This is a genomic window from Companilactobacillus mishanensis, from assembly GCF_003946505.1.
GTDB lineage: Bacteria > Bacillota > Bacilli > Lactobacillales > Lactobacillaceae > Companilactobacillus > Companilactobacillus mishanensis.
This window is the reverse complement of sequence record NZ_RHON01000018.1, coordinates 1-12487: the sequence shown is the minus strand read 5'-3', so window position 1 is coordinate 12487 and position 12487 is coordinate 1. Positions and strand designations below refer to the sequence as shown.

Below are 12487 nucleotides of genomic sequence, written 5' to 3'. Positions count from 1 at the left end.
TAATTGTTCTTGGCCTTTTTGTATTATTTATTTTTTTCAAAGATATCTTTTGCAACGAATATCGCATTTAATACTTTTGGGAATCCGACGTATGGAATACATTGTATAAATGTCTCTATGATTTCTTCTTCAGATAATCCTACGTTTAGTGATCCATTAATGTGAACCCGGAGTTGAGCTTCTGTATCTCCTTGGGAAAGTAAACTCGTAATTGTTATCATTTCTCTTTGCTGTAGGGTTAAACCAGTTCGATCATAAATATCGCCAAACGCAAATTCTATAATATATTTTCCAACGTCCTCATAATTGCCATCCAATGAATTAATCACATCTTGGCCTGCCATTGCATCGATTCGTTCTAAATTGTTTTTTCCAACTGTATATCTGTCAATTTTATCCATATTTTTGTTTCAGCTTTCTTAATAGGAACAAGTTGAGGATAAATGCTGGAGTGTACTCCATGTCAACAGATTAAATTGCTTTCTAAGAATAATCAGTTTATTGTAAGAGAAAATTAGTGGAGAAAGATAATGAATTATTCAATTGGCGAGTTTTCGAAAAAATGTGGTTTATCCATAGACACGTTAAGATACTATGAAAAGCTTGAAATTATTCGATCCAATCGTGATGAAAATAATCGCAGATATTACACGGATGATGATTTTAAATGGGCCTCATTTGTAATTAGAATCAAAAAGACAGGAATGAGTATTAAAAATATACAGACTTATTCAAGGTTGCGACGAGAAGGCACAGGTACAGTTCCAGATAGGTTGCAATTACTATTTGATCAGTTAAAATCACTCCATGTCCAACAACATGAGATTGATGACAATATCGAATTTGTTGAGAATAAGATCCAATATTATACAGGATTGAACGCACCGTTGGAAAATGACGATAAAAGTAAAGAAGTGTAATTTTAAAATTTAACGAACAGACATAACTTAATGAATCTTATTAGTTCTTAGCAATTTAACTACAAATGTTCCAAAAAAAAACACCAATAAATATATTCTTTGTTTGTAAAGCAGATCAATAAAGATAGGCCAAAAGAATGAAACTATTATTGATAGGAAAAAAATTATCCCAAATACTTCAAAAGTATAATTAGCACTAGATTTAACATCGGAATTATTCATTTCAAATCTCCATTTTATAAGTTTATGTTGATAACTCACCGTAGGCTTTTCCGTTGAGATGTGTTTAATGATATCCATTTTTAGACAATGTACCAAACTTAAATTTTGATAATTGATAATACAAATTTTTATCAAATTAAAAGGCCAAAAGCATAATTGCTTTTGGCCTTTTTTGTATCGTATAAAAAATTATATTTCTATCTAGCTGGAGAAATCAAATCGATTTTGGCTCAATAGGCAAATTGTTCTTAGCTGAGGAACTCAGCTTAGAACAAGACTCGATTTGAAGATTTTCCCGAATTTGGAAAAGCTTCAAACGATGTCGCCTATGTTCCAGCCAAAAAATCGATTTGATTTCGTAAGCGGAAGTGTACATCTACTCACGTGATGCCAATGCCTCAAGCATATCAACTTTTCGCAATCGCAAATGAGTTACATACATAACAATTCCGGTGAATAATGCAGTCAGAACAGTTGCTGCAACATAACCTTCCCAGCCAATAATGGTAGGGAATAACAGATTATTCGTCGCGGCCTGATTCAAAATGAATCGGGTCAATAACTGTGCAACTCCAAAACTGAAAATAATTCCGACTATCGTCAGTGCTATATTTTCTCGAGCGATATACAGGGTAACTTCTCGATCGTAGAATCCTAACACTTTGATCGTCGATAACTCGCGCATTCTTTCGGAAACGTTGATGTTGGTCAAATTATACAAGACTACGAACGACAGAAGTCCTGACATTAATATCAAAATTAGCACGACGCCGTTAAGACTCTTGGTCATATCATCACTTGATGACAATGAATCACTCATATAGGTGGTGTTGATGACGTTACCTTTATCTAATAAATCTTGCGCCATTGCTTGTTGCGATTTCTGCGACATTGATTTGGTTTTTACTAGCAATCCATTTATTTTAACTGGACTTCCAAAGGCTGCCTTATACGCCGTCGGACTCATATAAGCGAAGTGTCCGATGTAATTTTGAACTATCTCGGAAACTCTGACTTTTTTAGTTGATCCGTTACTTTGTTGGATTTTTACGTAATCGCCTTTTTCAACGTCCATCAGAGTTGCTGCCTTATTGGATAAGGCTATTCCAGATTTAGGTAGTGCAATTTTCTCATTTCTAGTTGTTTTTAAATTCACATATTTTGAAAAATCCTTACTTGAACTTGGCACCAAGAAACTAACATCGCTTAAGCTGTTGTCACCGTTGTGTAATTCAACGACTCCAGTATTAGCGGTTTGTGCGGACTTATAACTCTTATTTTTTGAAAGAATATTACGTGCCTTATCGGGATTGTGCTCTTTATCGAGTCTGACGATTGCTTGATATCGAACGACTCCACCAAATTGAGCTGCACTTAATCCTGAGATGGAATCTTTCAGTCCAAATCCGGTCAGAATCAGTCCCGCTCCTCCAGCTATTCCGATAATGGTCATGAACATTCTTGATTTGAATCTAAATAAATTTCTGATTGAGACTTTACTATTAAATGAAAGTCGACTCCAGAAAGGTTTGATCCGTTCGAGCAGTATTTTTTTACCATTCTTGGGAACCTTCGGAAGCATGAGTTCTGCTGGCTTGGTCCGTAACTCTGTTGGTGCAACTATTGCCACAGCACCAATCGTTGCTACTAACGACATAACTGTCGCTAAGATTATATCGGTCCACTGAGGATAAACGACTTGATTGGTGAAGATGTCGGATTGAGATATTTTTAACACGAATCTGACTAATCCCTGTTGCCCAATAATCACTCCAAATACTGTCCCAATAATAGCTGCTAACAGAGCATATAAGAAATAATTTCGAGCAATTTTAGTCCTTGAATATCCCATTGCTTTCATTGTTCCGAGTTGTGTTCTGTCTTCAGAAATCATTCGACTGATAGTTGTAAAAGTTATTAAAGCTGCAATCAGGAAGAAGAATACTGGGAAGACATCACCGATAGCAGCAATTCTATCTGAGGAATCTCCATAGTCAGTGAAACCGATCAAGTCAGTTCTTTTATCAAAATTGTAGGTAGGAGTGGCAATGGATTTCCTAACCATGGATTCTGGAACTGGCATTTGTTGTTGGGCGATTGCAGTTGAAACTAATTCATCTTTTCTCTGAGATGCACGATCATCGAAAACTTTTTTAACTTGTCTCATTTTTGAATCTACAGCGTTTTTATATGTCTTTCCATAGGTGTCACCAGAAGGACGCTGGTTCATAAATATTCCAATGCTTGTGTAAACATTCATATTGAAATTGTTTTCGGGAACGTAAGCGAAATATGAAACTGTTCCAGAACCAACATTGGCATTTCCACGATTATAATTGTTGTTGATGTATAAAGGGGAGTCTGCGAAACCGACGACTTTATATGATTGACGCGTCAAACCTTTAGTTTTATCTAGCTTGTAAGTATCGCCAATTTTAAAACCACCGTATCGTTTGGCACGTTGATCTAAAACTATTTGATTGGGTTTCGTTGGAAGATGACCCTCACGAATGATCAATTGGTTCAAGCTATTGTTGTTCTTGTAGCCATAGACATTGACTACTGATTTGTCAGAGCTTGCTAAAGCAAAAACGTTCTTACTGGCTTCTACTTTTACACCTTTGATTTTTTTAGCCAGATCAATATCTTTTTGAGTTAATCCGGCAGTACTGGAAACCGAAATATCTTGAAGTTGAGTTTTATTCAGCTCACTGGTTGCAGAATCACGATAGCCGGGTCCGATTCCCTTTACACCAACAAAAATCAAAACTCCAAGCATAATGATCAAGGTGATTGCGATGAATCTACCTCGAGTATCTTTGAGGGTGCGGTGAAGCATGCGATTTAATACTTTTCTACTTTTATTTTCCATAATCGTTGCCTACCACTCAATCTTTTCGACAGGTAGTGGATTGTCATTGTCTTCAACAGTACGTACTTTTGCGTCATTGATATGAATAACTCGGTCAGCCATTTTGGCAATTTCAGCATTGTGAGTAATGACGATAACCGTTGTGTTGTGGTTTTGACTAGCTTCCTGCAATAGTCTCAGAATTGATTTACCAGTTTGATAATCCAGTGCACCAGTTGGTTCGTCACACAAAAGTAGTTTAGGATTCTTTGCTAGGGCACGTGCAATTGCCACTCGCTGTTGCTCACCACCACTTAGTTGAGCAGGGAAGTTATCGATTCGTTTTTCCAGTCCAACGGCTTTCAAAGTCTCAGCTGGATCCAAGGCATCTGGTGTCAAAGCAGTCGCCATTTCGACATTTTCCAAAGTTGTGAGGTTAGGGATGAGATTGTAGAATTGGAAAACAAAGCCAACGTCAGTTCGACGATAGGCTGTTAATTGTTTCTCAGAGAATTGGGCAATGTCAGTTCCATCGACTAAAACTTGTCCACTAGTTGGAGAATCCATTCCACCCAAAATATTTAGGACAGTCGATTTTCCAGCTCCACTAGGTCCAAGAATGACAGTTAGTTGACCACGTTCAACATCGAAGCTCAAGTCATTATTGGCGATGATTTCAGTTTCACCCATTTGGTATCGTTTGAATTCGTTGCGAATTTCTATGTATGCCATAGTTTGCTCCTTGCCTGTATCAAAATGTTTTAAGCATTATTATTAATTATAAAGTGGAAATTTTGACAATACAAACTAAAGTGGATTTTAAAATTTTATATGATATTGTGAACTTAAATGGGAGATGAATTAAATGAAGACTGTATCGATTAAATGGTCTCAATTTGAATATAAAAGTATTGAAAATCTCGCAGCATCAAGAACAATCTCCGTCGACGATTTTATGAAGCAAACAATATTAGATAGAGTCGAAGATGAGACAGATTATTTAGATGCAGTTAAAGGTATTACCAGTAGTGCAGGTGAATCGGTTTCTAGAAATCAAATGTTGAAACGTTTGGATTAATATAATTTTATCGACAATATTCAAAAAAGAGCTTTCCAATTGGAAAGCTCTTTTTGTTTTAAAAGTTATTCTGTAATTGTAGCGTATGTATCTTCGACCCATTCGTTTGTTGAGACACGGTGATATGTGTGTCCGTTATATTCACGAGTCTTGTCTACTGCCCAATATGTACCGTTAGCTAATCCACGTGTACAGTCTTTAGTTGTGCCATCATCTTTGAAAGATACCAATGGAGTAGCATCTGATTCTGAATTGTTTGCTTTGATAATGTTGTGAACTGATGTTGTTCCACCAATGTCAGAGTTCAATTTAAGATCTGAAGCTTTAACGTATTCTGAAGTAGATACTCGGAAATACAATTTTCCATCTGGAGTAACTGCCTTACCAGTAACTTGCCAAGCTGAACCATTAGCTAATTTACGAGAAGCTTTATCTGGATGTGCGCCTAAGTAGATTTGAGCGCCATCGGGATTAACGACTGTACCAACATCACTCATGTCATATTTTTTACCATTTACTGGAACTTCTGGTTCTGGTGCGGGTGTTGCTCCACCGTTTGTGTTTCCATTACCGCCAGTGGCTGGTTTTGCGTCCCATCTTGTTAAATCATATGAATCGATGATGTTGTTCAAAACTGAAGCGTAGTTAGGTGCAGTCGCATAACGACCTTGCAACCAAGCTGTTGCATCGCGATATGAACGAGTATTTTCTTTCCAAGTACCTTTGTAGAAAGCACTGTTCCAAGTTAAACCGTAACGAAGTTTAACACCGTTATCGTTGAATGATTCTTCATAAGTAGGGTACTTAGCGAAAGCAGCATTGATGTAGTACCAACCATAGGTTGGGCTATATTCAGCTGTTCTCATGTAAACTGATTGACCTTTGTAACTACCTTTGATACCAAAAAGGTTGTGGTTAGGTGGTAAAGCTAATGCAGATCCACCCCAACCAGATTCAATAATAGCTTGTGCCATCATAACTGAGGCATACAAGTTATATCTTTGAGCTGAACGTTGAGCCATAGGACCAACAGATTCTGCCCAGCGTTGTTGTGAAGACCATGAACGAGAAAGTGCATTTGCTTCAGCAGCAGCTAAACCTTCAGCGTCTTGAGAATGAGCTACAGTTGGATCAGCTTTATCAACTTGAGGTCCAACGATAACTTTAGATTCTTCATTTCCTTTGATAACTTCAGTATCTTCAGCAGCATCTGTGACGATTGAGTCGTTGTCATCAGATACCGGAGTTAATTCATTAAGTTCTGTTTCAGTATTTTCATTTGAGTTAGTAGGAGCTGTTGTTTCAGCAGAGACTACAGTGGGGACTGCAACTGTTGCTAAAGTGTTTAAAACAACAACACTAGTTAGTAGCAAGTTCTTACGCATTTAATTTTTCCTCCTGGATTAATGTGCTGTTACAGAATACAAGGATTTAGAGTTAGCTTCAACAAGATACGATGTATTGTAAAGGGATGTTCACATGGTTGTAATTTATTATCTTAATTATAGGAATAAGGTAATAGCTGAATAAAATTCTATATGTTTATATAGGAAGTTTTAGATAATTTTTAAAAATATGACCGCCGGTCATTGTTTTTATTTTCCGAAGGTGTTATAGTACTTTTCGTGGTGATGATAAATGACAAACAGAGCAAAAGCAGCAGCCGCAACACGTAATAATTTAATCGAAAACGCTGATCGTCTTTTATATGAAAAAGGTTATCAAGATATGTCGATTGTTGATATTACCAAATCTAGCGGTGTCGCAAAAGGAACCTTTTACAATTATTTTGATACTAAAGAAGATTTACTTTTGGAACTTAGTAAAAGACATCTTGGAGGATTGACTGAAGAGATTTCAACTTTTTCTAAGCAACAGCCAAAAGAGAGTATTCGAAATTACATGATTGCTTATGTAAAAATCGTCATGGCATCAGGGGATAATATGGCACGTTCGTGGATTAGATTCGTTGTCGATCCTAAAAACCAGATAAAATGGCAATTTGATTTGGAGTCACTAGAGAATTTGATCAGATTGTTGGTTGAAAATCAAAAGTTAGATCAGGATATACCAGTACGTCGAATCGCTGAAATGTTGATAACAGAAATATACGGTATTATATTTAGCTGGTGTATTTCTCCTGATACAATCAATCCGGTGGATTCAGTGAAATCCTTTTGTGACTTACAATTGGAATCAATTTTACAAAATTATACAAAATAAATACGAGTTCAATTTGAACTCGTTAACTTTTAGCAAAAATATGACCGATGGTCATATTTAGGAGAGAACTATGAGAAAAATAACTATGGGTCGTGGTGCTGTGTCAGATGGCATGGATACAAACGCTACTGAACAAAGAACAAGAGAACTATCTAACGATAAACATACATTGATAATTTATTTTTCAAGAAGCGGAAACAATGAAAAACAAGTCAGATTTGCTGCACAAAAATTAGAAACAGATGTATATGAACTAGGAGTCAAAAACCCGTATCCAAGTGACTATTTTGCGACCGTTCAACGGGCCACCGAAGAACGTGAATCAAATGATTGGCCAGAACTAATTGAGGATGTTCCTAATTTAGATCAGTATGATTTGATTTTGCTGGCTCATCCAATTTGGGCGATGACACCAGCCAATCCAATGAGAAGTTTCCTAGAAGAACATGGATCAGAATTAGAGGGAAAAGAAATTGCATCATTTTCAACGAATGATGGTTATGGCTCTGGTGATACTCAACAAGTTTTGAGAGTTTTGACACCAGGTAACACGACAATATTAAACAATTATTCAGTAAGGGATACTCAAGCAGAAAGTTCACGAAATGAATTTTCAAAATGGTTGAGCCAATTAAAGAGGTAAAGTTTTGAAAAGAGAAAAGTTTGGAATTGTATTACCAATAGTTTTACTGAGTTATTTTATGATCGTTTTAGACAACTCAATTATATTTACTAGCACGGCCAAAATTGGAGCGGATCTGTCATTAAATACTCAAGCACTAGCTTGGATAACTAACGCATACGCGCTAACATTTGGTGGATTTCTGTTATTTTCAGGCAAAGCCGGAGACATTTTTGGAAGAAAAAGATTTTTCATGATTGGACTAGTTATCTTTAGTATCAGTTCATTATTAGTAGGTTTATCGCCAAACGGTCCAATGATGATTGCCATGAGAGCAGTTCAAGGAATTGGGTCATCAATTTTAGCACCTAGCACATTGGCGTTATTGATGGATAACTATAATGAATCAATGCGCACTAAGGCTATTGCATACTACGGTGCAACTGGTGGATTAGGGGCAAGTTTCGGACTTGTAATAGGTGGATTGATTTCAACGTATTCATCGTGGAGAATTGCCTTTTTGATCAACGTACCGATCGGTATCGCAATGATAGTACTATCAGTTAAATATCTATCAGCATCAAACAAATTCTCGCAGAAAATTGATGTCCTTGGAACAATTTTCTCAGTATTAGGGGTTTCGGCATTTGTATACAGTATTGATGGGACTGTATACAGACTTCCAGCGTTAGTAATTGCCATAATTTCATTGATACTGTTTGTTTTACAAGAAAGAAGATCAGTATCTCCAATTATGCCACTGACATTGTTCAAAGATACCGAAAGAAAATATGCTTACCTAACAAGATTTTTCTTCATAGCAGTTGGAATGGCATACTTTTTCCTAACACCTTTGGCAATGCAAAGAGTCTACAATTTCACACCATTAATGGCTGCAATAGGGTTTTTACCAGAAACAGTACCGCAGTTCATAGCAGCAACAGTAGTTACAAGAATTACCGATAGTGTTAAGACCTCAACAATAATTTTTGTGGGAACAGCATTGATGTTTGTTGGAGCGTTACTAGCAGCAGTAGTGCGAATCCAAGCAGGGTACTGGTTGGCGATAGCAATACCAATGGTGATTCTAGGAATAGGCCAGGGAATGGCATTAGGAACACTAACAATAGCCGGTGTAGCACATACCACACCAGAGATGAGTGGTTCAGCTTCGGGAGTAGTGAACGCCATTCACCAAATCGGAGGATCCGTAGGATTATCAGTAGTAGTTGCACTAACAGCAAGTTACATACAACCAACAGCAGCGTACAATGTTCAAATGATTTGGATAACAATACTTTCAGCAGTAGCAGTATTATTCTCCCTAGGAATAATTAAAGGAGAAAAACAACCAAAAAAAGAGACCACCGAAGAGCAGTCTCGTAATAAGAACTTGAATTTAGAATTAGATGAATCAATCAAACAAAATTAATAACAAACACGGTTTGATTTCTGTAAATTAATTAAATAAATAGCCGAGAAATTTTCTCGGCTATTTTTGTGCCCTCATAGATAGTAACTATACTCGGCTATGAAAGGTGGATACGATGTATCCAATTTGATTCTCTTTTTCACAGTTGCCCTTAAGATAATTTATTGTGGTTTAAGGGTACCAACGGTTATAGCTATTTAATACGATATTAGAGTGTTACGATATATATCAAATTAGAAATTTTAAAAATGAGGTTTTAAAATGAATCCAACTATTGAAAATATGCTTCAACACGTCTCTGTACGTGACTTTATTGATCAGCCAATCACTGCAGAACAAAAAAATTCCTTACTTGCCGCTGCTCGACATGGAGCATTATCAGAATTCGTTCAGGCCTTTTCAATTATTGAAATCACTGATAAAAATTTGCGAGATGAACTTTCGAATATCACCATCAGCTCACCACACGTAAAAAAGGCAGATACCTTCTACGTATTCGTTGCAGATTTGCATCGTCAAGCAACTATCCTACGCAATCACGAGATGAGTTTAGAACCAATAAAAAATATGGAACCAATGATTGTCTCAATTATTGATACAGCAATTGCAGCACAAAATATGGCAATAGCCGCCGAATCAATGGGCTTGGGCATCTGTTACATTGGAAGTCTACGTAACAATATCAATCAAGTTGCCAATCTTTTACACTTACCAGACTTTACGATTCCATTGTTTGGCATGACTATTGGTGTTCCTAAATTTAAGAATCAATTGAAACCACGAATGCTAAAAGATAATGACGTCGCCACTAACTATTATGATGAAAGTAAATTTAACGACTTATCATCTTATGATCGAACAGTTAAAGATTATTATATGAATCGCAAAACACATCCAACCGATACTTCGTGGACTGACAAAAACTTAGCTATTTTCAAAGAGGTACACCGCCCGGATATTGCTGAATTTTTGAAGAAACAAGGTTTCTCATTGAAGTAAATTACATATCATTACTAAAAAACTATTATCACCAAATTTTCTGGCCCCGTCTTAAACTTGGTTATCTTAAGCACCAATCTGTTGTATCTTCAGATTAGTGCTTTTTGTTTTTAATTGTTTTAGTTGAAATTTATCCCGATGTTAACTTTGCAATACAAGGTCAACTACAAATTACTATTTTTCAGTAGACTTCTCAGCCGCCTGAATGTTAGACGGCTCAAAGGAATCCGGCTGATGATTGATCAATAAATCTGCATAGTGAGCGACCTTGTAATTAATAGTAGTCAAATGATTTTGCAGCTCATTGATTTCATCCAAAGTTTTCTGCTGTTGCTTAAGCATAATTTGATAACGTTCAGGAACGGTATCTTCACCCTGAATAACCAAATCAAAGTATTGCTTGATCTGATCAAGTGGCATGCCAGTGGCACGAAGGCATGTGATCAATTTTACATCCATTATAACTGTTGTCAATATACTGATATTATCAAATTTGATTAATTTCTAAAAATATTTGAATTTTTACTTGCCTTACACCAACTATAAGGTAATATAATTTGTTTTGTTAAATAAAGGAGGGTCATTGCGATGACTAATGTATTAATTATTGGTGCTACTGGTTCTGTTGGTAGCACAACTAGAAACTATTTTTTGGAAAACACTGAAGATAATCTAACTTTAATGGCTAGACATACTAATCGATTAGGAAATATCGATGCAAGTCGTGAAAAAACTATTTCCGGAGATGTTACTGATCAAGCTGTTTTGGCAGAAGCATTGAAAGGACAAGATGTTGTCTTTGCTGCATTGAGTGGGAACTTGGGTGCAATGGCTCAATCGCTTGTTATGGCGATGGATAAGTCAGATGTAAAACGTCTTTTGTTCATCACATCAATGGGAATCTACAATGAGATTCCAGCCTCAATGGGTGGAGGAAATCTGGATTCTAATCCAATGTTAGGTTCATATCGTAAGGCGGCTGATGTTATTGAAGCTTCAGATTTGGACTACACAATTATTCGTCCTGGTTGGTTTGATAACAGTAATGATACTGATTATGAGATCACTAAGAAAGGTGAACCATTTGGTGGACATGATGTTTCAATCAAGAGTATCTCTGACTTAGTTGTTAGATTGGCTCATGATCCTAAACTTGGTTTACGTGATAGCTTAGGTATTAATAGAAAATAGTAAATAAAATCCGATAATCTTACTAAGATGATTATCGGATTTTTTGTATTTTTCATAACTTATTCATATATGTGGGTTACTATTGATTCAAATGAAACAATCGATTCTGGAGGAATGATTATGTCAAAAGTTGCAATTATTACAGGTATCTCTTCAGGAATGGGTCATGCCGCTGCGTTACTTTTTAAAGAAAAAGGGTTTGAAGTATATGGCGGTGCTCGTCGTGTTGACCGTATGCAGGATTTACTTGATGTTGGTATTCACGCACAAGAATTGGATATGACTGATAAGATTTCAATTCGCCAGTTGGTTGATCGAGCAGTCAAAGAACAAGGTCAAATCGATGTTTTGGTCAATAATGCTGGTTACGGTGAATATGGACCTCTTGAAGAAATTCCTATTGAGAATGCAAAAAAGCAATTTGATGTTAATCTATTCGGAGCTGACCAGATCACTCAATTAGTTTTACCAACTATGAGACAGCAAGGGTATGGTCGAATCGTCAATATTTCTTCAATCGGTGCGGAAGCTTATACACCACTGGGTGGTTGGTATCATGCAACCAAGGCTGCTATCAATATGTGGAGTGATGTGCTGGATGCGGAAGTAAGAAGATTTGGAATTCGTTCTGTTGTGGTTCAACCTGGTGGGACTAACACAGAATGGATGAGTGTTTCTTTAGATAATGCTAGAAAGAATTTGGAACCTGATTCACCTTATGAACCTCTTGTTGATAAAGTTGATAGCCTGTTTTCCAAGATGGGTTTTAATGCTACTGCACAGAGTTTAGCTGAGGTATTTTACAAAGCTGCTACTGATCCGAAACCAAAGCGTCGATATTTCCATTCATTAGCTGATCATGCTACAGTCTTAGCTGCTCGTTCGATGCCAAACTTCTATCGGTTTGTAATGTCTAAATTAATCTAAGCAAAAAGCTGTTGAGAAATTC

Annotated in this window: 13 protein-coding genes; 8 read left to right on the top strand and 5 right to left on the bottom strand. The window is 36.6% G+C overall.

Annotation, left to right across the window (positions count from 1 at the left end; translation table 11 throughout):
* Positions 1 to 23: 23 nt before the first annotated feature.
* Positions 24 to 401 carry a carboxymuconolactone decarboxylase family protein gene (locus EKM63_RS10925; RefSeq protein WP_125706593.1) on the bottom strand — a complete coding sequence of 126 codons (378 nt, stop codon included), beginning with the start codon at positions 399 to 401 and terminating at the stop codon, positions 24 to 26.
* A gap of 129 nt (positions 402 to 530) precedes the next feature.
* On the opposite strand from EKM63_RS10925, the gene EKM63_RS10920 reads away from it, so the two are divergent.
* Positions 531 to 920, top strand: a complete 390-nt coding sequence (locus tag EKM63_RS10920) for a MerR family transcriptional regulator (RefSeq protein WP_125706591.1) — start codon at positions 531 to 533, stop codon at positions 918 to 920.
* A 598-nt stretch (positions 921 to 1518) separates the two neighbouring features.
* On the opposite strand, the gene EKM63_RS10915 is transcribed toward EKM63_RS10920, so the two are convergent.
* Together EKM63_RS10915 and EKM63_RS10910 are read right to left on the bottom strand one after the other, a co-directional pair.
* Positions 1519 to 4014, bottom strand: coding sequence for an ABC transporter permease (locus tag EKM63_RS10915; protein WP_125706589.1), 2496 nt, complete (start codon positions 4012 to 4014; stop codon positions 1519 to 1521).
* A 9-nt stretch (positions 4015 to 4023) separates the two neighbouring features.
* Complete coding sequence (locus tag EKM63_RS10910; RefSeq protein WP_125706587.1) at positions 4024 to 4725, bottom strand: ABC transporter ATP-binding protein; 702 nt, start codon at positions 4723 to 4725, stop codon at positions 4024 to 4026.
* A gap of 133 nt (positions 4726 to 4858) precedes the next feature.
* Here EKM63_RS10910 and EKM63_RS10905 point away from each other — a divergent pair, with 133 nt between their 5' ends.
* Entirely contained in the window at positions 4859 to 5071 is a 213-nt protein-coding gene (locus EKM63_RS10905) for a DUF6290 family protein (RefSeq protein WP_125706585.1), read from the top strand.
* Between the two features lie 65 nt (positions 5072 to 5136).
* Here the strand turns inward: EKM63_RS10905 and EKM63_RS11580 are convergent, their stop codons facing one another.
* The gene (locus EKM63_RS11580) at positions 5137 to 6456 is read right to left on the bottom strand and encodes a glucosaminidase domain-containing protein (protein WP_125706583.1); all 1320 of its coding nucleotides are present in this window, start codon (positions 6454 to 6456) and stop codon (positions 5137 to 5139) included.
* 253 nt (positions 6457 to 6709) lie between these two features.
* On the opposite strand from EKM63_RS11580, the gene EKM63_RS10895 reads away from it, so the two are divergent.
* The 4 genes from EKM63_RS10895 to nfsA all read left to right on the top strand — a co-directional run bounded on the left by EKM63_RS10895 (position 6710) and on the right by nfsA (position 10347).
* Positions 6710 to 7294: a TetR/AcrR family transcriptional regulator gene (locus tag EKM63_RS10895; RefSeq protein WP_125706581.1), complete on the top strand. Its 585-nt coding sequence runs from the start codon at positions 6710 to 6712 to the stop codon at positions 7292 to 7294.
* A gap of 70 nt (positions 7295 to 7364) precedes the next feature.
* On the top strand, positions 7365 to 7937 hold the full coding sequence (locus tag EKM63_RS10890) for a flavodoxin family protein (RefSeq protein WP_125706579.1): 573 nt from the start codon (positions 7365 to 7367) through the stop codon (positions 7935 to 7937).
* A 4-nt stretch (positions 7938 to 7941) separates the two neighbouring features.
* Positions 7942 to 9348, top strand: coding sequence for an MFS transporter (locus tag EKM63_RS10885; RefSeq protein WP_125706576.1), 1407 nt, complete (start codon positions 7942 to 7944; stop codon positions 9346 to 9348).
* Positions 9349 to 9609: 261 nt separating this feature from the next.
* Entirely contained in the window at positions 9610 to 10347 is a 738-nt protein-coding gene (nfsA, locus tag EKM63_RS10880) for an oxygen-insensitive NADPH nitroreductase (RefSeq protein WP_125706575.1), read from the top strand.
* Positions 10348 to 10521: 174 nt separating this feature from the next.
* On the opposite strand, the gene EKM63_RS10875 is transcribed toward nfsA, so the two are convergent.
* On the bottom strand, positions 10522 to 10794 hold the full coding sequence (locus EKM63_RS10875; RefSeq protein WP_263852862.1) for a MerR family DNA-binding protein: 273 nt from the start codon (positions 10792 to 10794) through the stop codon (positions 10522 to 10524).
* A gap of 141 nt (positions 10795 to 10935) precedes the next feature.
* On the opposite strand from EKM63_RS10875, the gene EKM63_RS10870 reads away from it, so the two are divergent.
* Both EKM63_RS10870 and EKM63_RS10865 read left to right on the top strand, forming a co-directional pair.
* A complete protein-coding gene (locus tag EKM63_RS10870; protein ID WP_125706573.1) occupies positions 10936 to 11538 on the top strand; it encodes an NAD(P)H-binding protein in 603 nt (200 codons plus the stop codon).
* Between the two features lie 120 nt (positions 11539 to 11658).
* On the top strand, positions 11659 to 12465 hold the full coding sequence (locus EKM63_RS10865) for an SDR family NAD(P)-dependent oxidoreductase (protein WP_125706571.1): 807 nt from the start codon (positions 11659 to 11661) through the stop codon (positions 12463 to 12465).
* The last annotated feature ends 22 nt before the right edge of the window (positions 12466 to 12487 follow it).